Source organism: Alishewanella maricola, assembly GCF_016343785.1.
GTDB classification, from domain to species: Bacteria; Pseudomonadota; Gammaproteobacteria; order Enterobacterales; family Alteromonadaceae; genus Alishewanella; species Alishewanella maricola.
Window position 1 is genome coordinate 225,127 of sequence record NZ_JAEINI020000005.1, and the last position, 23,957, is coordinate 249,083.

16 protein-coding genes are annotated in these 23,957 nt (G+C 44.2%); 13 read left to right on the top strand and 3 right to left on the bottom strand.

Annotated elements, in window-relative coordinates; translation table 11 throughout:
- Window positions 1-7: 7 nt before the first annotated feature.
- Complete coding sequence (locus JAO78_RS09870; RefSeq protein ID WP_226751179.1) at window positions 8-2,770, top strand: FAD-binding and (Fe-S)-binding domain-containing protein; 2,763 nt, start codon at window positions 8-10, stop codon at window positions 2,768-2,770.
- Here JAO78_RS09870 and JAO78_RS09875 read toward each other — a convergent pair.
- A complete protein-coding gene (locus tag JAO78_RS09875) occupies window positions 2,767-5,214 on the bottom strand; it encodes a putative bifunctional diguanylate cyclase/phosphodiesterase (protein ID WP_226751180.1) in 2,448 nt (815 codons plus the stop codon). The genes JAO78_RS09870 and JAO78_RS09875 overlap by 4 nt on opposite strands.
- Window positions 5,215-5,442: 228 nt before the next feature.
- Here JAO78_RS09875 and JAO78_RS09880 point away from each other — a divergent pair, with 228 nt between their 5' ends.
- From JAO78_RS09880 to JAO78_RS09895, 4 genes are read left to right on the top strand one after another with little or no spacing between them, the layout of a single operon-like run.
- A complete protein-coding gene (locus JAO78_RS09880; protein ID WP_226751181.1) occupies window positions 5,443-5,832 on the top strand; it encodes a response regulator in 390 nt (129 codons plus the stop codon).
- 54 nt (window positions 5,833-5,886) lie between these two features.
- Complete coding sequence (locus JAO78_RS09885) at window positions 5,887-8,304, top strand: PAS domain-containing sensor histidine kinase (protein ID WP_226751182.1); 2,418 nt, start codon at window positions 5,887-5,889, stop codon at window positions 8,302-8,304.
- 17 nt (window positions 8,305-8,321) lie between these two features.
- A complete protein-coding gene (locus tag JAO78_RS09890; protein WP_226751183.1) occupies window positions 8,322-11,108 on the top strand; it encodes a PAS domain-containing protein in 2,787 nt (928 codons plus the stop codon).
- Entirely contained in the window at window positions 11,101-12,741 is a 1,641-nt protein-coding gene (locus JAO78_RS09895; RefSeq protein WP_226751184.1) for a diguanylate cyclase, read from the top strand. The genes JAO78_RS09890 and JAO78_RS09895 overlap by 8 nt, the downstream gene beginning before the upstream one ends.
- Window positions 12,742-12,835: 94 nt before the next feature.
- On the opposite strand, the gene luxS is transcribed toward JAO78_RS09895, so the two are convergent.
- Window positions 12,836-13,345 carry an S-ribosylhomocysteine lyase gene (gene luxS / locus JAO78_RS09900; protein ID WP_226751185.1) on the bottom strand — a complete coding sequence of 170 codons (510 nt, stop codon included), beginning with the start codon at window positions 13,343-13,345 and terminating at the stop codon, window positions 12,836-12,838.
- 212 nt (window positions 13,346-13,557) lie between these two features.
- Between luxS and dnaK the strand changes: the two genes are divergently transcribed.
- The 7 genes from dnaK to JAO78_RS09935 all read left to right on the top strand — a co-directional run bounded on the left by dnaK (window position 13,558) and on the right by JAO78_RS09935 (window position 20,528).
- Window positions 13,558-15,465, top strand: a complete 1,908-nt coding sequence (dnaK, locus tag JAO78_RS09905; protein WP_226751186.1) for a molecular chaperone DnaK — start codon at window positions 13,558-13,560, stop codon at window positions 15,463-15,465.
- 64 nt (window positions 15,466-15,529) lie between these two features.
- Window positions 15,530-16,660, top strand: coding sequence for a molecular chaperone DnaJ (gene dnaJ, locus JAO78_RS09910; protein WP_226751187.1), 1,131 nt, complete (start codon window positions 15,530-15,532; stop codon window positions 16,658-16,660).
- A gap of 102 nt (window positions 16,661-16,762) precedes the next feature.
- Window positions 16,763-17,575, top strand: a complete 813-nt coding sequence (locus JAO78_RS09915) for a M48 family metallopeptidase (RefSeq protein WP_226751188.1) — start codon at window positions 16,763-16,765, stop codon at window positions 17,573-17,575.
- A gap of 166 nt (window positions 17,576-17,741) precedes the next feature.
- Window positions 17,742-18,326: a hypothetical protein gene (locus JAO78_RS09920; RefSeq protein WP_226751189.1), complete on the top strand. Its 585-nt coding sequence runs from the start codon at window positions 17,742-17,744 to the stop codon at window positions 18,324-18,326.
- A 15-nt stretch (window positions 18,327-18,341) separates the two neighbouring features.
- Window positions 18,342-18,569: a hypothetical protein gene (locus JAO78_RS09925; protein WP_226751190.1), complete on the top strand. Its 228-nt coding sequence runs from the start codon at window positions 18,342-18,344 to the stop codon at window positions 18,567-18,569.
- The gene (locus tag JAO78_RS09930) at window positions 18,566-19,423 is read left to right on the top strand and encodes an HprK-related kinase A (RefSeq protein ID WP_226751191.1); all 858 of its coding nucleotides are present in this window, start codon (window positions 18,566-18,568) and stop codon (window positions 19,421-19,423) included. The genes JAO78_RS09925 and JAO78_RS09930 overlap by 4 nt, the downstream gene beginning before the upstream one ends.
- Window position 19,424: 1 nt before the next feature.
- Window positions 19,425-20,528, top strand: a complete 1,104-nt coding sequence (locus JAO78_RS09935) for a nucleotidyltransferase family protein (RefSeq protein ID WP_226751192.1) — start codon at window positions 19,425-19,427, stop codon at window positions 20,526-20,528.
- Here the strand turns inward: JAO78_RS09935 and JAO78_RS09940 are convergent.
- Complete coding sequence (locus JAO78_RS09940) at window positions 20,525-21,841, bottom strand: Na+/H+ antiporter NhaC family protein (protein ID WP_226751193.1); 1,317 nt, start codon at window positions 21,839-21,841, stop codon at window positions 20,525-20,527. The two genes, JAO78_RS09935 and JAO78_RS09940, sit on opposite strands and share 4 nt — an antisense overlap.
- A gap of 212 nt (window positions 21,842-22,053) precedes the next feature.
- On the opposite strand from JAO78_RS09940, the gene JAO78_RS09945 reads away from it, so the two are divergent.
- A complete protein-coding gene (locus JAO78_RS09945; protein WP_226751194.1) occupies window positions 22,054-23,925 on the top strand; it encodes an MFS transporter in 1,872 nt (623 codons plus the stop codon).
- The last annotated feature ends 32 nt before the right edge of the window (window positions 23,926-23,957 follow it).

The window sequence follows — 23,957 nt, forward strand, 5'->3', positions numbered from 1 at the left end:
AAATGTTGTGAGTTGCCGCCCTGCTATTAGCCCTGCTTTTTTAGCCTCTGCCCGTGCCGTTATTCCCAATGAACGTTGGTTTGACGATGCGTTATCCTGCTTAGCTTTTGGTACTGATGCCAGCTTCTATCGTTTAAATCCGCAATTGGTGTTGCGAGTCGAATCTGAGCTTGAAGTGGTGTCGTTGCTAAAACTGGCTTTGCAACACCAAGTGGCGGTGACGTTTCGCGCTGCGGGTACCAGCTTGTCAGGGCAAGCGGTAACGGATTCCGTATTATTGGTGCTTGGCGAAAATTGGCAGCAATATCGCATTTTTGGTTTAGGGGAACAGATCCGTTTAGGCCCCGGCGTGATTGGTGCACAAGCGAATAAATGGCTAGCCCCTTATGGTCGAAAAATAGGGCCGGATCCTGCCTCGATAAATAGTTGTAAAATTGGCGGTATCGTCGCCAATAATGCCAGTGGCATGTGCTGTGGTACGGCGCAAAACAGTTTTAATACCCTGGCGGGAATGCGGGTAGTCTTATTTGATGGCACCGTGCTAGATACCGAAGAGGCCGATAGTGTGGCGCGTTTTCGGCAATCGCATGCGGCATTACTGCGTCAATTGGCAGAACTGGCACAGCAAACTCAGCAAAACGCCGAGTTATTGGCGAAGATTCGCCATAAGTACCGCTTAAAAAATACCATGGGGTTTTCACTGAACGCCCTCACCGAATTTAGCGATCCTATCGATATCCTCAGCCATTTAATGGTGGGCTCCGAAGGCTGCTTGGGTTTTATCAGCAGTGTCACCTATCACACCGTGGCTGATCATGCGCATAAAGCGACAGCGTTATGGGTTTTTCCAGATATTGTCAGTTGCTGTGCCGCAGTGAGTTTATTGAAAACGGCGCCGGTCGCGGCAGTAGAGCTGTTAGATCGACGAAGCTTACGTTCGGTATCAGGTAAAGCCGGTTTACCCCCTTGGGTTAAAACGTTATCCGATGGTGCTGCCGCTTTGTTGATTGAAAGCCGAGCTAACTCACCGGCGGCCTTGCAGCGGCAATTAACAGAGATAGCCGCCTTATCTGCACAATTCAGCCTTGAGCAAAGCGTTGATTTTAGTACCGACGCGAAGGTATCAGAGCAATTGTGGGCGATCCGCAAAGGTACGTTTCCAGCGGTGGGCGCCGTTCGTGAAACCGGTACTACGGTGATCATTGAGGATGTCACTTTTCCGTTAGCCGATCTCGCCGCAGGTGTGCAAGCATTGCAGCAATTATTTGACCGTTATCAGTATCACGAGGCGATTATTTTTGGGCATGCGTTGGAAGGCAATTTACATTTTGTGTTCACGCAAAGTTTTAACGACGCTGAGCAAGTGGCGCGCTATGATGCGTTTATGCAAGATGTCGCGCATTTGGTTGCCGTTGAGTATGGTGGTTCATTAAAAGCCGAGCATGGCACTGGACGCAATATGGCGCCCTTCGTAGAGTTGGAGTGGGGGAGTGCGGCTTATCAACTTATGTGGCAGCTTAAAAAGTTATTCGATCCTAAGCATATTCTTAACCCAGATGTGGTGCTTAGCCAGGATAAAACCTTACATCTGCAACATCTAAAAGCCTTACCTGCAACTCATGCGTTAGTGGATAAATGTATTGAATGTGGCTTTTGTGAGCCGGTGTGTCCGTCACGTAAACTCACTTTAACGCCGCGACAACGCATTGTGGTGCAAAGAGAAATTAGCCATTTACAAACAACAGGGCAAGCGCCGGCACGTTTAAAGCAGTTAACAAAAGATTATGCTTATCAAGGTAATGCCAGTTGCGCAGCTTGTGGCATGTGTAGCACAGCTTGTCCGGTGGGTATCAATATGGGCGATTTAACACGGCAATTACGCAGCAAAGATAATCAGTCGTGGCAGCCAATCTCAAGACAAGTCGTTACGCAATTTGCCAAAGTAACTCAGTTGGCAAAGTTGGGCTTGCGAGTGGGGCAGTTAGCTTACGGTGTACTGGGTAAAAATACACCCATGTGGCACAGTGCCATGCCCACCGCCAACCGCATGCCAGTGTTGCCCCAGCAAACGGGTTTAAAACCGGTTTTGTATTTAAGCAGTTGTAGTAACCGAGTGATGGGGCCTGCTAAAGGTAGCAGTGATGGCCGTTCACTACAGCAGGTAAGTGCCAACTTACTGGCTAAGGCTGGCTATCAATTGATTTTGGCCCCCGATTTAGCCAGTCAGTGTTGCGGTATGCCAATGCAATCAAAGGGGCAATTTGCCGCGCAACAACAGCAGCAACAGCAACTTAACGCCTGGTTGTTGCACCATAGTTTGCAAGGTCAGATCCCTATTTTTTCGGATACCAGCCCTTGTAGTTTAACCTTGCAAGGTAAACTCGATCCACGCTTAAAACTCTATGACAGTATCGACTTTATTACAGAGTTTGTGCTGCCAAAGCTGACACTCAGCAAGGTAAACCAGCCCATTGCGTTGCATATAAGTTGTAGTGCGCAGCAGTTAGGGCAAGCAGATAAACTAATGACATTACTTCGCGCTTGTACCGAGCAGGTCGTGCTGCCTGACAATATCAGTTGTTGTGGTTTTGCCGGAGATAAAGGTTTCTTTATGCCTGAATTAAATGAGTCGGCTTTATCTAGTTTAGCTTCTCAAGTAAGTGAGTGCTCACGAGGGGTATCCAGTAGCCGAACCTGTGAAATCGGTTTAAGCCGACACAGTGGTTTAGAATATCAGCATCTGATGTATGTGCTAGATCAGTGCAGCTAATTATCAAGTAATTGCGAAGAGGGTTTTAGCCATTGGCTTTGCTCTAATTCGTTAACCGTAAGGGGTTTACTAAAGTAATAGCCTTGATAAAAATGGCAATATTCGTCTTGTAAAATGGTGAGTTGCTGTAATTGTTCCACCCCTTCTGCGGTCACTTTTAACTCTAGTTCTTTGGCCAGATGAATGATCGCTAGGGTGAGTCGTCTGGCTTTTGGGTCGGATAAATTACTCACGAAGCTGCGGTCTATTTTTAAAATATCTACCGTGTAGTTATTCAAGTAACTTAATGAAGAGTAGCCTGTACCAAAGTCATCTAAAGCGATGCTAAAGCCTTGCATTTTCAAATGCTCTAGCTTCTTCGTAATATGATCTTTTTGTTGAATTAAAATGCTTTCGGTAATTTCTAAGGTGAGCGCTGTTGCTGGTAATTGTTGTTTTTGGAGTAATTGTTGAAGCAATTCAGGCAGCTGCGCATCGGCGATATCTGGTACACTCAAATTGATACTTAACGTCAATTCGGGCAGCGTTTTACGCCATTGGGCTAGTTGCGCTAAGCCCTTATGCAACATCTGTTGGGTGAGTAGGCTAATTAGCCCTTCTTCTTCGAGCAGCGGGATAAAAGTATCTGGAGCAATCGGACCAAACTCGCTGTGCTGCCATCGTGACAATAACTCAAAGCCTTTTAACATCCCTTGGCTATTTACGATAGGTTGATAAACGGGATAAAACGCCTCGTCTAATAAGGCTTGTTTCAAGCTTTGTTGTATTTGATAACGCTTGCTGATGTTCGATTGCATCGTACTGTTATAGCAGCGAATTTGATAACCCGGTGTTTTCTTGGCTTCATGTTGTGCCATATTGGCTTGTTGCATTAATGTATCGGCATTAGCTGTTTGATCATGAGAAGCGCATAAACCAATACTTGCCGATAAATTAATATTGGCATGAAACGCCTCGGAGTGTTGCGAGAGTTGAAATAGCAATTTTTCTGCCAGTTTTTGCACTGCATTGACATCTGCTGAGTGAATTAAAAGCCAAAACTCATCGCCATTTTGCCGATACAATTTATCCTCTGCACGCAGTTGCTGTGCTAATTTCCATGCCACTGTTTGCAACAGTAAATCACCTGTGCCATGGCCATATACATCATTGACCAAATGAAATTTATTGAGATTCAATTTAAGAATATAAAAAGGCTGGCGATTTTGCTGCAAATGCTCAATATCTTTTTTCAACAGCCACAAAGTGGGCAGCGCAGTAAGGGTGTCGAGGTGCTGCACTAATTCGGGCTGGCGCATTATTTGGCGCTTTTGCTGTTGAAGCAGTCGGCTGCGTTTAACGCGGGCTTCAACCACCATAAGTAAACGCCAAGGGGCAATGGGTTTATGAATAAATTCATCACCGGCTAAACGCACGGCAGCGAGTTTTTCATCGGTGCTCTCGTCTGCTGACATAAATACAATAGGAATGTTGACTAATTCATTGTGTTGGCGAATAACTTGCCCTAGTTCTAAACCATGACAACCCGGCATATGTAAATCGATTAAAACCAACTCTGGCTGGTGTTTAATCATTAAAGTCAGAGCGTTTTTGGGGTCGTTAGTACAGAAAATTTGATAGCCTGCCAGTTGTAAGGCTTGACGATAAAAGCGTAATACATCGGCATCGTCATCAACTAATAAGATCCGATAAGGGTTTGCTTCCTGTGGTTGTAACAGGTTCGCCAGCATCTGAATTAATGCCTGTGAAGAAACCGGTTTCGCTAAAAAATGACTACTGCCAGCCCGCACTGCGGCTAGCCGGCTGTCAAAGGTATCAAAAGCAGAAATAAAAATAACAGGGAAATTAATACCTTGCTGCTCACGCAGCGCTATTAGATAATCGGCTCCTGCCGTTTCGCCTTCAGGGAATACCATGTCGCAAATTGCAGCAATCGGCTGCTGTTCAGCAACGGTCGCAGAAAGTTGCTTAATATCTTGTAATTCAATAACATGATAGCCAGCCGCTTCTAATGGCGCTCGATGATACTGCAGCATGTCAGTATCATCATCAACAAACACTATTTTAGCGTGGTTAAAACCTAACGCGGCTAAGGGTACTTCAGGCTCATCAGCAACGTATTCATCTGTATAGTGGTTATTAAGCTCCTGAATTAAATCGGCGAGCTGCAGTTTTATCGTAGTGTCATTACTGACTTTAGTCGGTTCAACACTCTGTAACAAATGGTTGAGCGACTTGGCATAACGAGAAACATCCGGAAAGCCATAAATGCTGCCAGAACCAGCAAGTTGATGAGAGAGATGTTGCAGTTGCGTCAAAGCACCGAGATCGGTGTTTTGCTGCAGTGCCATCCAGTTTTGCTGAATACTTTCTGCTTTGTGTCGCAAATTCAGTCGATATTGAATTTGCATGGCTCGCCATTTATTTTTGTCGGTTTGCTTCATGCGATTTAAACTTTCTACTTTCTTTAAATAACTTTAGCAAAGTTCTATGAGAAAAATAGCGTTTTTTTAGTTTGTCGCAAAAGTAGTGACGAAACTCGAAATCATGCTGAGCACGGCAAGATCAAAAAGCGATATACAGGCGCTATTGTTAGAGTATGCTAGGATTGATTTGTATTTAATCTAATTACCAAACAAGTTAAATCGTCAGGTAAATTAAGTGAGGCTCTTATGGCATTAAAACGGATAATGCATGTAGAAGATGATGAGTCGATTCGAGCGGTAGCTGAAATCGCTTTGGTTGATGTTGCTGGTTTCGAACTGCTTAGTTGTGACAGCGGTGCAAGTGCAGTGGCTCAAGCAAGTGGTTTTAATCCAGAATTAATATTATTGGATGTCATGATGCCACAAATGGATGGCATGCAAACGCTAGCCGCACTGCGAGCCATACCAGAACTTGCTAGTGTGCCTGTGGTTTTTATGACAGCAAAAATTCAGCAAGCTGAGAAGCAGCATTATCTTGATGCAGGAGCTATTGCAGTGATAGACAAACCGTTTGAACCAATGGCTCTGGGCGACAGATTGCAGCAGTTGTTTGAGCAAGCACAGATCACTAACTAAGGTAATAAACACGTTGTTATGAAATTTGAACATCACGCCCGAGGGTGGTTGAGGTTGGCAACATTACCCCAATTGTTGCTGATACTGCTTTTATCGCTGTTGGGCTTTGGTTTTAATTTTTTACGATTGCCGCTTTTTTTTGACATAGACTTTATTTTTGGCTCTGTTTTTGCTGTTTTGGCACTGGTACTGCTTGGAACAAAAGCGGCTATTGTCGTCGGTATTATTGCTGCAAGTGCAACTGTGCTGATCTGGCAGCATCCCTTTGCTTGGTTTATTTTCAGTAGTGAAATACTCTGGTTAAATTTTCGCTATGGTAAAAATAATCAGACGAATTTAGTTCTGTTAGATTTGCAGTTTTGGCTATTAGCGTTGCCTGTAATAATAGGTTGTTATGCGCTTGTGCTTAACGCTCCCTCAAACACCGCTGTGCTGATTGCATTAAAGCAGATTAGTAATGGTATTTTTAATACTTTGGTTGTGGCTGTACTGGTTGCAATGATGCAACTAAACAAAACACTCAGTAAAAAACTTGCCTTACCCGCAATCAGTTTAGGGCAGTTGGTTTTTCTAACCCTGCTCAGTTCAACCCTGCTCGCTGGAAGTTTACCCGTCATTTTCGATGCTAAAAAATCAAAAGCGTTATACGAGCTAGCGGTGGTGGAACGCATGGCAGAGATCTCGGCCGTCATTGCATTGCAGCTAGAACATATACCAAAACCCAGCTCAACTTTGTTGCCGAGTGAGCTGCAACAACTTACCACGAGTTTACCTGTTGATCGAGGTTACGCGCTGGCACTCTTAGATAGTAAAAAGCAGCTTACTCAGTTGATGGGGCAAAACCAGACGATTACCGCCAATGCAGCGAACGCACTATCTACTGGTTTTCAACACTGGCAACCCAGTTCAGAACTCATCCCCATTCAAAACTGGCGCAAAAGTCGGTATGTTTTTACTTATCCTTTGCGTTGGCAGAACGAACAATTTTGGTTAGTGATAGAGCAGCCCGCAAAGAGTGTTGTTGCGCAATTAGAGCAAGACAGTGCGCAGCAGATGGTTCGTTTTGTGTTGTTTTTGGGACTAACAATAGGTATTAGTACCTTGCTAAGCAAAGCAATCAGCTTATCTTTGAAACGAATTGATGTGGCAAGTCAGCGCATACAGGCTGATATTACTCAGCAACAAAAAACCGTTATGCCGCAAAGTCGTGTGTTGGAGTACAGCAATTTGTCGCTAACCTTGGCACAGATGAGTGCTCATTTAAACGATGCCTTTCAACGCAGCCGTATAACGCAATGTGAGTTAGAGCAACAAGTAACTCAACGAACGGAGGCGTTACAACACAGTAATAGCCAGCAAAATGCTATTTTATCGGCAGCATCCGATTTTTCGATTATTGCAACTGATCCCAACGGTGTTATTCAGTTTTTCAGTGTTGGAGCAGAGAAAATGCTCGGCTACCAAGCTGAGGAATTAGTAGGAAAGCAAACGCCAGAAATTTTGCATCAATCTTCAGAAGTGATGAACCGCGTTAAAGAACTTAATGCAGAGCTGGCTGAACCGGTACAAGGTTTTCGTGCTTTTGTAATTAAAGCCGAACAAGAAGGAACGGAAACGCATGAATGGACTTATCTACACAAATCTGGCCGGCCTATCCCAGTATCACTAACCGTAACGGTGATCCGTGATCATTCAGGTAAGATTAGCGGCTATCTTGGCATTGCGCGTGATGTGTCAGAACGTCATCGGACAGAACGTTTGAAGAACGAGTTTATTGCTACGGTAAGTCATGAACTTCGCACCCCTTTAACCGCCATTTATGCTTCTTTGCGTTTGGTTAACTCTGGGAAAATTTGCGAATTAAATAGCAAAACCACAAAGCTGCTAACGGTAGCGGAGCAGAATTGCGAACGACTGACAATATTGATTGATGATTTGCTGGATATCGAGAAGTTAATCTCGGGTAAGTTTGTTATGCCATTACAGATACAGCTATTACAACCACTATTAGAGAAAGCAGTCGAAGGAGTGATGAGTTTTGCTAACGAATATCAAATTCGTTTTCGTATCGAGGTTCTGTCACCAGCGGTTTATGCTAATGTTAATGCAGAGCGGTTGATTCAAATTATTGTTAACCTGTTATCCAATGCTATTAAATTCTCACCGCACGGTGGTGAAATTAAATTAGTGTTGAGCGCTGAGCATAATCAAGCTCGGCTTGAAGTGATAGATCGTGGACAAGGTATTAAGGATGATTTTAAATCACGTATTTTTGAGAAGTTTGCCCAAGGCGATGCCTCGAGTAATCGAAATAAAGGTGGGACAGGTTTAGGGTTAGCCATCACAAAAGAACTCACAGAAAAGATGGGTGGGCAGGTGGGTTTTGATTCTCAATATGGTCTTGGTAGTACTTTCTGGTTGGCCTTTGCGCTGGCTAAGCCAGGATCCTGTTTAAATGATGAAACTAGCTAAGGCTGTAACGAGGCATTATGCAAAAACCAGAAATTCCTTTATCTGAAGAGCGTCGATTACAGATATTACAGCAAACACAGCTGCTAGATACCGATCCCGAGGCTAGGTTTGATCGCATTACGCGTTTAGTGCAGCAATGTTTCAATGTGAAAATTGTGCTCATTTCATTGGTTGATCGAGAACGTCAGTTTCTGAAATCACGCCAAGGTTTAAATGTGTGTGAAACACATCGGGATATTTCATTTTGTGGCCATGCCATCTTAGCTGATGATGTTTTCGAAGTGTACGATGCGCAGCAAGATGCACGGTTTGATGATAATCCGTTAGTGACAACGTCACCTTTTATTCGTTTTTATGCTGGCGCGCCATTAACCTTAGCGAATGAACGTATTGGCACCTTGTGTTTAATTGATGAGGTACCGCGTCGTTTATCAAAACGAGAGCGTCAAAGCCTCAAACAGTTTGCGGAGCTTATAGAACAAGAAATTAATGATCGACTGCAAGAGCATGCGCATGAACAGCTTGCGGCAAGAGAATTAATGTATCGTTCGGTATTAGAAGGTACGCGCATAGGGACTTGGCAGTGGAATGTTCAAACCGGCGAAACCACGTTTAACGAACGCTGGGCTGAAATGGCGGGATACACTTTAGCTGAGTTAGCGCCTATTTCCATTTCTACCTGGTTTGATCTTGCACACCCTGGGGATGTTGAACAGTCTAACAGACTGTTAGAACAGCATTTTCGCGGCGAGTCAGCCTTTTATGATTGTAAATGTCGAATTCGACACCGAACCGGCGATTGGATTTGGGTGCATGACCGTGGTCGGGTAATCTCTTGGACTGATGATGGCAAGCCATTAATGATGTATGGTACCCATGCTGATATTACTGCCCAAAAACAGGCAGAATTAGAAATAAAAGCCAGCCGAGATCAGTTTCAAGCGTTGGTATCGAATATTCCCGGTATTACTTATCGATGTATGGTAGATAAAAACTGGACCATGCTGTTCATGAGCGGCAGTATTGATCCGGTTTCGGGTTATCCAGCCAGTGACTTTATTAACAACAAGGTACGTACTTATGCCAGTGTAATCCATCCTGAAGATCGTGCCTGGTTAGAAAAGGCCGTGGACCAAGCAGTGGCAGAGCAGCAAAGCTGGCAATTGCAGTACCGTGTTATACACAAAAACGGTGAGATCCATTGGGTGGAAGAGCGTGGCAAAGCCGATTACGCCGAAGATGGCAATGTGCGTTTTCTCGATGGTTTTATTTTGGATATCTCTGAAGAAAAGCTCGCTAAGCACAAGTTGTCCGCTTTAGCATCACAATTACCCGGCGCGGTATACCAGTATCAGCAGTGGCCAGATGGTCGTGTGGCGTTTCCTTATGCAAGTAATGCGATGGAGCGAGTCTATGGTATTTCTTTGGAGCAGTTAAAAAAAGATGCATCAATGGCGTTTGCTAAAATTCATCCAGAGGATTTAACCGGTTTAGTAGAGAGTATTGAACAATCGAGGCTAACTCTAGCTGAATGGTATCATGAGTATCGCGTGATCAATGAAGATAAGTCCATAATTTGGTTATCCGGTTCGTCTCAGCCAGAAGCCATGCCCGATGGCAGTACGTTGTGGCATGGCTATATTCAAGATATTACCACTATTAAACAATACTATTTGCAGTTAGAACGGGTGAATCGTGAATTAAAAATGGCTCAGCAACGGCTTGATAGTGCCAGTAAAAATGCCGCCATCGGTTTTTGGCAGGCATCATTGGTGACAGGAGAGTTATGGTGGTCACCGATGATTTATCAATTATTTGGTTTTGATGAGCAAGATATCAAGCCGAGCATAGCCTTGTTTAAAAGTATTGTGCATCCGGATGATCGTCAGTTAGTGGAACAAAGTGAGCTAATGGCGCAAGAAACGGGCGTGCATGATGTTATCCATCGCATTATTCGCCCAGACGGCACCATTTGCTGGGTGCATGGAGTGGCTAAATTGTTGCCACTGACCGAAAACCCCGAAAAATTGTTGGTAGGTTCGGTGCAAGATGTTACTGAACGAATGATATTACAACAACTTAAAGATGAATTTATATCGACGGTAAGCCATGAATTACGCACCCCTCTGACGGCGATTAAAGGGGCGTTAAGTTTATTAAATGCGGGCGCCAGGGATCAAATTTCCGATAAGATGCAAAAGATGTTGCAAATTGCGTCCAGTAATACCGGGCGTTTATCTAACTTAATTAATGACTTACTTGACATTGAAAAGTTAACTGCGGGTAAGGTACAGCTTAATATTCAACCTCTGCATGTTGCAACAGAACTGCAGCAGGCACTGGAAAATTTATTACTTTACGCTGAGCAATATAAAATCACCTTAAATATTGAGCAATGTGATGACCGTCTGTGTGTGTTAGCCGATGCCATGCGTTTACAACAAGTACTGACTAATTTGATCTCTAATGCCGTTAAATTTTCACACCCTGAGGGTACAGTGGCCATTAACGCTGAGCATTTGGGTGACAAAGTGCAAATCTCGATCACGGATAACGGTATTGGAATAGACCCTGAATTTACACATCGCGTGTTTGAACGTTTTGCTCAAGCGGATGGTTCCAATAATCGACAAACCGGCGGAACCGGCTTAGGTTTAGCCATTTGCAAAGAATTAATTGAGCAAATGCAGGGAACCATTAGCTTTGACTCTGTTCTTGCAGAGGGCAGCACCTTCCGTTTTGTGTTACCATATTGTCAAAAACCTGATTTTATCTCTGTTGTACAGGAAGATCCTGATGAATAGTACCCCTGCTAAACGATCGCCGTCTGAAGCGTTTGCGCAGTTGCGACAGCGTTTTGAGCACGGTTTGCCAGAACGATTAGCGCGTATGGCAAAGCTTGCAAAAGCCGATGTCAGCAAAGAGCCTTTAACACAGCTCATGTCCGAAGCACATAAATTGGCAGGTGCTTGCGGTACCTTTGGATACGCCAGTTTAGGTATACAAGCCCGGCAAATTGAGCAATTAACCTTAATTATTATTAACAAAACGGATGTTGATCAACAGCAAGCCATACCCTCGTTAAAGCGCGCGGTATTAGAGTTCGGAATTGCTGTAGACAAAGCTTTACGCAATAAATACAGTGAATTAGGCATTCCTGATCCAATAATATTGCAACCGAACACCATTTGGTTAATTCTCGATTCTAAAACCATTATTGATGAATTTAGCCAGCAGTTGACCGCATTTGGGATGCAAGTTGAGTTATTTAGTGGCTTTGATGATTGCTTGCAGCGACTGCAAAACACCGCACCGACTATTTTGTTCTCAGCCATTTCTTTAGCTGACGGCAGCCTGTTGTTTGAGCAGACGCTACTTTTAGACCAGTTAGTTAAAAAGCATGCGCGTTTGCTGGTTTTATCTGCTAAGGATAATTTTGATTTACGTATTAAAGCAGCACAACAGCGTGCCGATGCCTTTTTTGTCGCACCTTTAGATATCCCTAGCTGTATTTCTACCATTACTGAGTTACTTGAAACTCACAGTGGCAGTTTTGGCCGGGTATTTATTGTTGATGATGATACCTTATTGGCTGAGCATTACGCTTTAGTTTTGCAAAATGTCGGTATTGAAACAGCGATTGTCAATAATGTCCGCGATATTGTGAACGAGTTAATGCGCTTTCAGCCCGATCTGATTTTAATGGATATTTATATGCCAGAAATTTCAGGTGCTGAGCTAGCAGGGCTGATTCGGCAATATCCCTCTTTGAAGCGTATACCTATTGTTTATCTCTCTTCAGAGGTTAACAAATCCCTGCAGTTGCGCGCCATGGCACATGGGGCAGATGATTTTTTAACCAAGCCAATTGACGATACGCAGTTAACACAAGCAATAAAAGTGCGGTTAGCACGCAGTATTCAGATTAAAAACTTAATTGAAAAAGATGGTTTAACAGGCTTAATTAAACACAGCTCGATTAAAAGTGCTGTGGATATAGAATTAGATCGTACCCGGCGTGAACAGCAACCGCTGAGCGTGGTGATGTTGGATATCGATTTGTTTAAATCGGTAAATGATAATTATGGTCATGCCATTGGTGATATGGTTATTTCGGCCTTGGCAACATTATTACGCAAACGTATCCGTAAAACGGATCGCGCCGGTCGCTATGGTGGTGAAGAGTTTTTACTGGTGTTACCCGATTGCGGTGCCGAAGAAGCCAAAAAAATAACTGAAAGTATTCTCGATGCGTTTAGACAGTTAAAGTTTACGGCTGAGGATAACACCTTTAGCTGTACTTTCTCTGCGGGCGTGGTTTCAACCAGTAACCAGCCTTTTACTGATGCGGCAAAGATGCTCGTTGCGGCGGATGACGCGCTATATCACGCAAAAGAAACGGGCCGAAATCGCATTTGTGTTGCTGAGGATGATTAACATTAAAAACTCTACAATAGGGCAGCCAGCAGTCATGCTAAACACGTTAACTGTTCTGTATGACAGCAAGCTGACCTTTTTGTGAGCGATACAATTATAATTTGCTGAGTACTTCAGCGGGGAGTGCTAATTCATCATTACGGTTAACACCCACACCGCGCGTTAAAATGTTTTGCGCAATCTGTTTGGCTTCGTCTAATGAATGCATCTGCGCAGTGCCACATTGATAGATATTTAATTCTGGAATATCTTTTTGGCTGGCAACATGTAACACATCCGTCATCGCGGCTTGCCAAGCTTGACCAACACGTTGCTCATCAGGCGTACCAATTAAGCTCATGTAAAAACCGGTGCGGCAGCCCATTGGTGAGATATCAATAATTTCAACGTCTGCACTGTTTAAGTGATCCCGCATAAAACCGGCAAATAAGTGTTCTAAAGTGTGAATACCTTTCTCAGATAAGATTTCTTCGTTTGGTACACAAAAACGTAAATCATATACGGTGATTGCATCCCCTTTAGGCGTGTTCATCTTCTTCGCGACCCGAACAGCAGGTGCTCGCATAATGGTATGGTCTACGGTAAAGCTATCAAGTAATGGCATAGCGGATCCTATTTAAAAAAAACGTGTTGGTCGATTATAGCCCTGAGCGGTGGCTTAAGTTAACCGCTTTTCAACAAAAGCCGCGTTAAAGTCATTTAACTGAGACAAAATCAAAAAAAATCACTTTGATAACCTTGAATAGAACAGGGCTAATCCCCACTAATTTACCATCGCAACGATACATTGTTCAGAATATTAGGTGGAGAGAAATTATGGGTAGAATTATTGGTATTGACTTGGGTACAACCAACTCTTGTGTGGCTATTTTAGATGGCGATAAGCCAAGAGTATTAGAGAATGCTGAAGGCGCTCGTACTACGCCATCCATCATTGCTTATGCAGAAGATGGTGAAGTTTTAGTGGGGCAACCAGCAAAACGTCAAGCGGTGACCAACCCTAAAAATACTCTATATGCAATCAAGCGTTTAATCGGTCGTCGTTTTGAAGACGAAGAAGTGCAACGCGACATCAAAATCATGCCGTTCAAAATTGTTAAAGCAGACAATGGTGACGCTTGGGTTGAAGTAAAAGACCGAAAATTAGCTGCGCCACAAATTTCAGCTGAAATCTTGAAAAAAATGAAGAAAACCGCTGAAGATTATCTTGGTGAAGCGGTTACTGCCGCCGTTATTACGGTTCCAGCCTATTTCAACGACGCGCAGCGTCAAGCCACGAAAGATGCTGGCCGTATCGCAGGTTTAGACGTTAAACGTATTATCAACGAACCGACAGCTGCGGCATTAGCCTACGGTATGGATAAAAAGAAAGGCGACACCAAAGTTGCAGTTTATGACTTAGGTGGCGGTACTTTCGATATCTCTATTATTGAAATTGATGATGTTGATGGCGAGCAAACGTTTGAAGTATTAGCGACTAACGGTGATACTCACTTAGGTGGTGAAGACTTTGATAACCGCGTAATCAACTACTTAGTTGAAGAGTTTAAGAAAGAGCAAGGCATGGATTTACGTAATGATCCTTTAGCAATGCAACGTTTAAAAGAAGCAGCAGAAAAAGCTAAGATTGAGCTGTCATCTGCTTCACAAACTGAAGTTAACTTACCGTACATCACCGCAGATGCCTCAGGTCCAAAACACCTGAACATCAAAGTGACTCGCGCTAAATTAGAATCTTTGGTTGAAGATTTAGTACAACGCACCCTAGAACCATTGAAAAAGGCGCTTGCTGATGCCGATTTAAGCGTCAGCGAAATCAACGAGATTATTCTGGTTGGTGGTCAAACGCGTATGCCGAAAGTACAAGAAGCCGTTACCGCTTTCTTCGGTAAAGAGCCTCGTAAAGATGTCAACCCTGATGAAGCCGTTGCAGTAGGTGCCGCTATTCAAGGTGCAGTATTGTCAGGTGATGTTAAAGACGTCTTATTACTGGATGTCACCCCGTTATCACTGGGTATCGAGACCATGGGTAGCGTGATGACAGCACTGATTGAGAAGAACACCACTATCCCGACCAAAAAGTCGCAAGTGTTCTCAACGGCTGATGATAACCAATCTGCCGTAACGATTCATGTGATTCAAGGTGAGCGTAAGCGCGCTTCAGATAACAAATCTCTGGGCCAATTTAACTTAGAAGGTATTCGCCCAGGCCGTCGTGGCGAGCCACAAATTGAAGTAACTTTCGATTTAGATGCGGACGGTATTTTACACGTGTCGGCGAAAGACAAAGACACTGGTAAAGAGCAAAAGATCACCATCAAAGCTTCTTCAGGTTTAAGTGAGGAAGAAATCGATAAAATGGTGCGTGATGCTGAAGCGAATGCTGAAGAAGATAAAAAGTTCGAAGAAATGGTGCAGGCACGTAACCAAGCCGATGCTATGGTACACTCTACCCGCAAACAGCTGGAAGAAGCCGGTTCTGCGTTAGCTGCCAATGATAAAGAAGCTATCGAGAACGCGATTACCGATCTGGAAAAAGCGATGAAAGGCAGCGATAAAGCTGACATCGAAGCGAAAACCCAGGCCTTGTTACAAGCTTCGCAAAAACTGATGGAAGCAGCACAAGCTAAAGGTCAGCAGGGTGGTGAAGAAACCGCTCAGCAGTCTGGTGGCGATGATGTTGTTGACGCTGAGTTTGAAGAAGTTAAAGACGACAAGAAGTAATTATCACCCATATCGGGCTGCAGCATAATCTGTAGCCCTTTTACTGAGAATTAAGCACAGATCTATGTCCAAGCGTGACTATTATGAAGTATTAGGTGTCGCTAAAGGCGCCGATGATAAAGAGATCAAAAAGGCTTATAAACGCCTCGCCATGAAATTCCACCCCGATCGCACACAGGGTGATAAAGCCATGGAAGAGAAGTTTAAAGAAGTGCAAGAAGCCTATGAGATTTTGTCTGACGACCAGAAAAAAGCCGCCTATGATCGCTTCGGCCATGCCGGGGTAGATCCGAATCGTGGTGCGGGTGGTGGCGGTAATGCTGACTTTGGTGATATTTTTGGCGACGTGTTCGGCGATATCTTTGGAGGCGGTGGCCGTCGCGGCCAATCACGGGCTCAGCGCGGCTCAGATCTTCGTTATAACTTAGAACTGACATTAGAAGAAGCCGTTAAAGGTAAATCAGTCGACATTAAAGTGCCGACGATGGTCGGTTGTGATAGCTGTGATGGTTCAGGTGCCAAAAAAGGTACTTCAGCCAAGAGCTGCCCAACCTGTCATGGTGCTGGCCAAGTGACGATGCGCCAAGGCTTTTTCGCGGTACAACAAACCTGTCCTACTTGTAGTGGTCGTGGCAAGATTATTCCTGATCCGTGCAATAAGTGTCATGGTGAAGGCCGCATTGAAAAAACCAAAACGCTGGCAGTTAAAATCCCTGCGGGTGTAGATACCGGTGACCGTATTCGTTTAACCGGCGAAGGCGAAGCAGGCATGCATGGCGCTCCGGCGGGTGATTTGTATGTGCAGGTTAGCGTTAAGCAACATGCTATTTTCCAGCGTGATGGCAACAACCTGTATTGCGATGTGCCGTTAAGCTTTGCAACCGCAGCTTTAGGTGGTGAAATTGATGTGCCGACCTTAGATGGCCGGGTTAAATTGAAGATCCCATCCGAAACACAAACTGAGAAAATGTTCCGCCTACGTGGCAAGGGCGTGCAATCAGTGCGTGGTGGGGGTGTCGGTGATTTAGTGTGTAAAGTGGTAATCGAAACGCCAGTGAATTTATCTGAGCGGCAAAAAGAGCTACTAAGACAACTAGACGATAGCATGGCTGGCGACAGTGAAGCCAAACATCGGCCGAAGTCAAAAGGCTTCTTCGATGGTGTGAAGAAGTTTTTTGATGATTTAACTAATTAATTTCTTTAGTAAAAAAATAAACCACCCACAATCGGGTGGTTTTTTTATGCCAGCAGAGTAAACTGGTCAAATGTGTTCGATGTGTTTGCAAAAGGATTTAAGATGATAAAGAAATTATGGGTGTCAGCCATTTGTACCGTGTTATTGGTGGCCTGTGCTGAGTCACCGACCGGACGTCGTCAAGTGATGCTGTATGATAGCCAACAATTAAGCACCATGGGCGCACAAACCTTCGAAGAAATGAAAGCGGCAGAAAAAATCAGTAACGATGCTGAAATTAATCGCTACGTGTTATGTGTCAGCAATGCCTTACTGAAAGTGACTCCTGATGAGTATCAGCAACAGAGCTGGGAAATTGTGGTATTTGATAGCGAACAAGTAAATGCCTTTGCGTTACCCGGTGGTAAGATTGGTGTTTATACCGGTTTGTTAAAAGTGGCAGAAACGCCCGCACAATTAGCTGCCGTAGTCGGGCATGAGATTGCGCACGTGATGGCGGGCCACAGCAATGAGCGGCTTTCTACCAATCAATTTTTACAAATGGCCCTAGCCCTAGGCGATGCCGGCTCTAAAGCCTATGGCGTGCAATATCAGCAAGAATTAATGGCGGCCTTAGGTGTTGGTGCGCAATTAGGCGTTGCCTTACCGTTTAGCCGAGCGCATGAAACAGAATCTGATATCATTGGCCTTGAATTAATGGCCAAAGCGGGTTTTGACCCAAGTGAAGCGGTTAACTTATGGCGCAATATGGCGAAGGCCAGTGGCCCTGCTGGCCCACAATTTTTGTCGAGCCACCCTGTACCCGAAACCAGGATTACAACCTTACAAGACATGATGCCTGAGGCGAATGGTTTTTATACACAGCGAAAAGCAGCAGGCAATTTGCCAAGTTGCCGGAAACCGGCTAAATTATAGGTAAGCTATTGTAATTAAATAACGTCAGCTTTTTTTACACTAACCTAATAGCACTCATATGGTATTTATAATAATCCCATAAAAATCAGGGAACTGTATTTTTGGTGTGTAAATTGCATGTTTAATTGTAAGCTCACAGAATTCAACTTGTTGTAGGAAGGTTTATATGCAAGGAAATCACCCGAAAGACCAACACGATGCTAAAGTCAGTCGTCGTAAGTTTCTCACCCGTACCGGTGCCGGTTTGGTTATTGCATCTATACCTGGTAAGTCGGTTTGGGCAAGAACTCCAGGTGTGACAGGTTCAATTGTTGTTTCTAGCAATGGCTCTGATATGGGAGACACCGTTAATTTTGCGTTACGTTCACCGGGCTATTTTAAGAATTCTGCTAAAAATTATAATAGTGCTAAATTTAGAGACATATTTGGTGGTAATCCTGTTTCTCCTGCAACAAAGAAAACAACTATTTGGACATTACAAGACGTATTAAACAACCCAGGTGAAAGCCCTAAGAAAGGTTTGGGTGGTCCATCTAACGTGAATTATTTTTTAGTTTGTATTTATTTAAATGCTTGTTACTGCTACAACTCGAGAAGTACGGCTCACGGAATATCCTTTCCAGTCGTTGGATTTGACAAACAATTCAAGACGTTACAAAGCTTTGCAAGTTATTTATATCAGCAGGCTTTAATGAATCCATCTGGCACTGGGATGGCGCTATCAAAAATGGTTGATGACTATCACGTTTAATGATGAGTAGCTAAGTTGTTGTTAAAAGTTAAGAAAAATTTTATTTTTCACAGTTTTTCCGATGGTTCTGGTACCGTTTTTTTTAATAACAACACCGGTGAAACATTAGGTTTAGCTTTTGACGCTGCAGATATGGTCCGAATTCTGGCTAATGAGCACGCACTTTTATCCGATGTCTTAGCTGTTAAAGAGCTAAAAAAAGTTATTGAATTTCCAATTAGCTGTAATAAGCCTGATGAATGAAAACTACTAAGCGATTACTGTTACCTCCGTTTTGCTTTAATATTGAAACTGACCTGCCACTTGTTCTCGACAATCTAAAACATATTTATCAGCATGCGGTGTTTAATACTGAACAATTACCAGATTATCAATTAAGAGTGCGCCATTCATCTGGTATTAGGCGTTTTTTAAAACCTCAGGCTCGTTTTTTTTCTGATCAGCTAGAACCCTTTCAACCTTTGCAATCACAACAGGCTTTCGCCATGCTGGAATGGGGAATGAACTGGACTGTTGCCTGTAATGAAATGCAATATGTTGTTATACACTCAGCGGTGTTAGCAAAAAACAATAAAGCGATTTTGTTCCCAGCCCCACCTGGCTCTGGTAAAAGTACGTTAACTGCGTATTTAGCTTTTAATGGTTGGCGGTTGTTATCCGATGAGATGGCGCTGATATTACCTCGCACGCGAACTGTTCAACCCTTTGTTCGGCCAATCTGTCTGAAAAATCGTTCTATAACATTAGCGCAAAGCTGGTTTCCTAATGCAGTGTTTTCTAGCGTTGCAAAGGGAACACATAAGGGCGATGTGATTCATTTATCTCCACCAGTTGAAAGCTGGCAGGCTGCAACGATTCCTGCGGAAATTGTTGGCGTTGTTTTTCCCTGTTATACCGATGACACAGAATTAGATATTTATAAGCTTAATCAAACACAAGGCTTTATGCAGCTTGCAACCAATGCGTTTAATTATGGTGTTATTGGTACAGAGGGTTTTGATACCTTGTCGGCTATTATGGAGCAAGTTCCTGTATTTGAAGTTCGTTATAACGATGTATCAGAGGTAGCAAAATTTTTAGAGCAGGAGTTGTTATAAATTGTCGCTTAATCAGTTATTGTGCCAGTTGTTTATCAACCCCGAACCGGCATTGCAGCTAAGCACTGAACAATGGGTAAACGTTGTTTTGGTGCTGCGCCATCAGCAATTACTTGCACGTTATAGCTATCGCTTCAAAAGCGCTGGGATGTTTACAAATTTATCCCAATACGCGCAGCACCATTTACGCAATGCCGAGATCCTTGCAGATAAACAGTACCGCCAAATTGATACTGAGGCAGCAGAGCTCACGGCTTTGTTGGCACCATTAAATGTCACCCCCGTATTCTTAAAAGGTGCTGCTTATGCGCTGCAGCCTAATCTAAAACCTGGTCTTGGCAGGACGTTTAGCGATATTGATCTGCTCGTACCTAAGCAAAATATTATGGCGATTGAACAACGTTTAGCATTATTTGGTTATTTGGGAGAGCCTATTTCCGCTTATGATGAGCATTATTATCGAAATTGGACGCATGAGATCCCACCTGTGCGGCATCATGCACGTGGCACCGTATTAGATATCCATCACAACCTAGTTCCTTTAGTGTCGGGGCGCGCCCCAAACATCGCTGCTTTCGAACGGCATGTTATCACGACTGATCAAGGCTATGCGGTGTTGGATTTGCCTGCGATAACTTTGCATAGTTTGATTCACCTGTTTTTTAATGAAACCTTTAAAAACGCTTTTCGTGACCTGACCGATTTGCATCTGTTGTTTAGTGATTTTAGTGAAGAAGATTGGACCGAAATCCTCAAACTTAGCGCTGAAACGGGTTTCCAGTTCGAGCTTATGCTCGCAGTGCGTTATTGTCAGCAGTTGTTGCAAACAGCGGTTCCTTGCTGGGTCTGTCAGCAACTGGAAAATGGCCAACCTGCGGCTTGGCGCATGCGCTTGCTCGATTTTATTTTCGGTTACACATTATTACCCAAACATCCGTTAACGACCTCTAAGAAACAAAAGCTTGCGGTATTTTTTGCCTTTGTCCGCGGCCACTTTTTAAAAATGCCATTGCACATTTTGCTCGGGCATTTAACGATGAAAAGTTTCTTCGGGCTAAGAGATGCCATTTTTGGCAAGCATCAGTTTAGCCCGAAAAAGCATTAGCTGCTTTGAGAGGGGCGGCGCAACACGATTACACCCAGTGCCACGATGAAAAGTAACATACAGTAGTAATTATAAGTAATGACCTGCCACGGTGAAATGCCAAAGCTCGCACCTAACAGCAACGCCTGCGCACCATAGGGTACCAAGCCCTGACTGATACAAGCAAAGATATCCAATAAGCTCGCGCTGCGTTTCGGGGTGATCTGGTGCTGCTTTGCTAAATTGCGGCTCACATCACCCGTTAATACGATCGCCACCGTGTTGTTAGCAATACACAAGTTACTGATAAAGGCTAAAGCGGCAATCGCCAATTGCTGGGCTTTGTTGCCGGCCAGTTTAATACTTGAGGTTAGCTTCTGTATTTGTGATGAAATCCACTGTAAGCCACCTTGTTGTTTGATGAACTCACTCAGCGCACTAACTAACATCGCCAGTAAGAAAATCTCCTGCACGTTGGCAAAGCCGGTAGCAATATCGGTACCTAAACCGCTAATAGCGTAATCTGCAAAAATACTCCCTTGCAAAGCAGCCAGTAAAATACCCAGCAGTAGCACCACAAACACATTCAGCCCCATCACGGCTAAAAATAAGATGGCGGCATAGGGCAGCACGCCAGTCCAATTAACCGTTTCGCTGACAATGGCTGTGGGTTCGGTGGTCATTATACTAAAAGCGATGAGGGTGAAAAACGCGGCTGGTAGGGCAATTTTAATGTTCTCTTTAAATTTGTCCGCCATCTTGGCACCTTGCGTGCGAGTTGCGGCAATGGTGGTGTCTGAGATAATTGACAGGTTATCGCCAAACATGGCGCCGCTCAGTAACACACCGGCTACCAAAGCCGGTTCTAAATCCGCTTGATTGGCTAAGCCGACGGCAATCGGCGCTAAAGCGCCTATTGTGCCCATCGACGTGCCCATCGCGGTGGAAACCAGTGCTGCAATAATAAATAAACCGGGTAATAAAAATTGGGCAGGGATCACACTGAGACCGGCATTAACCACCGCATCAACCCCGCCAGTGGCTGTTGCCACACTAGCAAAAGCACCGGCAAGCAGATAGATTAAGCACATGGTAATAATATTATGATTACCCGCCCCCTTAACCATCACCTCAATTGATTGGGTTAACGGCGCGCGATGCAACCAAATAGCTAAAATTAACGCGGGAATAATGGCAACATGCCCAGGCAATTGATAGAACGCATAATCGACGTTTTGGCTTTGGAAATACAAGCCGCTTCCGAGAAACAGCAGAATAAAAAACAGTAATGGCAGCAGCGAACGGCGCGCGCCAACAGTGGCAACAGTATTCAATTTAGCGTCCTCATAAAATGGCTGCGCAATATATAGATGGCCAGACGTCTTGTCAATGCAGCCGCGTTGGCTGCAGGCTATGAAGGTTGCAGCTGTGTGCATTTGAGTTTACACCGCTAAGGTAAAGTATTCTTGATAATAAAACCAAGTATTTACCGCAAGCGATGCAGAATAAAAAACTATAAGGCTAGATGTTCTAGCAAGGAGCAGTGATGGATCCGCAGCAAAAGCTATCATCTAAACGATTTATCCCCTTTTTCTTTACTCAAGCCTTGGGCGCGTTTAACGATAATGTATTTAAAAACGCCTTGATGCTGCTTCTCACTTTCGGCGCTGCCAATGCCATGCCTTGGAGTGTTGATGTCAGTATGAACTTGGCTGCAGGCTTATTTATCTTACCTTTTTTATTGTTTTCTGCGACAGCCGGTACTTTGGCTGACAGTTTATGTAAAACACGGCTGATCCAGCGCTTAAAGCTACTAGAGGTGGGGTTGATGTGTTTGGCGGCACTGGCCTTTATGTTTGAGCAATATGTGTATTTATTGGGTGTGCTGTTTTTAATGGGCGCGCAATCGGCATTTTTTGGGCCGGTGAAATACGCCATATTGCCACAGCTGTTAACGGACAAACAGTTACTAGGGGGGAATGCTTGGGTAGAAATGGGCACGTTTATTGCCATTTTACTCGGTACTGTCGTCGGTGGTTTATTGGTGGGTATTAACAATGCGAATACCTGGATTGGCTTAATGGTGATTTTCTTTGCGCTGGCGGGTTACCTGGTGAGTTTGCAAATCCCTAAAGTGGGGGTGGTAGAAAATGCGCCTCACTTTCATTTTGCGCCGTGGCAGCAAACCTTAGCAACGGTGCGAATTAGCTATCAAAATCGCACTTTATATTTGGCGATTATGGCCATTAGTTGGTTTTGGTTTTTAGGTGCCAGCTATTTAACGCAATTTCCAAATTTTACCAAAACCGTTTTAAGAGGCGATAACACCGTCGTTACTGCATTACTGGTGGCGTTTTCTGTCGGTGTGGGTATAGGTTCTTTGTTGTGTGAGCGCTTGTCGGGTAAGCGTGTCGAACTGGGTATCGTGCCCATTGGCTCTATCGGTTTAACGTGTTTTGGTATCAGTTTATATTTTAGTACGCCGGCAACAGTGTCTTCTGAGTTATTAAGCTTACCGGCGTTTTTAAGCAGCAGTTTTGGCTGGTGGGTGTTACTCGATTTGAGTTTAATCGGCATGTTTGGTGGGCTATTTATTGTGCCTTTGTATGCGTTATTACAGCAACGAGCTAATCCTACCGAACGCGCCCGCATGATTGCCGCTAATAACATCTTTAATGCACTGTTTATGGTGGTAAGTGCTATCGCCGGCATTGTGTTCTTAACTGTATTTGAGCTGAGTATTCCGCAGTATTTTTTAATTCTAGCGCTGATGAACGCCGTGGTTGCCGCTTATGTCTACAGCCAAGTGCCGGAGTTTGCGCTGCGTTTTGTTATTTACTTATTAAGCCACACGCTGTATCGCGTTAAAGCAAGCGGTTTAGAGCATATCCCAACTGAGGGCCCTGTCGTCTTAGTCGCTAATCATGTGAGTTATGTTGATGCTCTTTTAATTGCGGGTGCGGTGCGCCGCCCCGTTCGCTTTGTTATGGATCAGGGTATTTTTAAGATCCCTGTGGCCAATTTACTGTTTCGAGCAGCAAAAACCATTCCGATTTGCAGTAAGCATAAAGATGAAGCTGTGTATGAAGCTGCCTTTTCGGCGATTGCGCGCGAGTTAGCGGAGGGAAATGTTATTTGCATCTTCCCGGAAGGGCACCTAACCAAAGACGGTGAAATTGATCGGTTTCGCCCGGGTATTGAGCGAATTATTGCTGAGTCGGCTGTACCTGTGGTGCCGATGGCGCTGCAAGGATTATGGGGGTCGTTTTTTAGTCACCATGGCAAAGGCGCATTTAAAATTAAAGGTCGTTTTTGGTCAAGGGTAAAGCTGCATGTCGGCCCCAGTGTCGCAGCTGAACAGGTCAGTGCTGCTGGGTTAGAGCAGCACGTCAGGCAGTTGCGAGGCGAGCATCGCTAATGACATTAAGGCTGAGTTTTAAGAGCTTAATC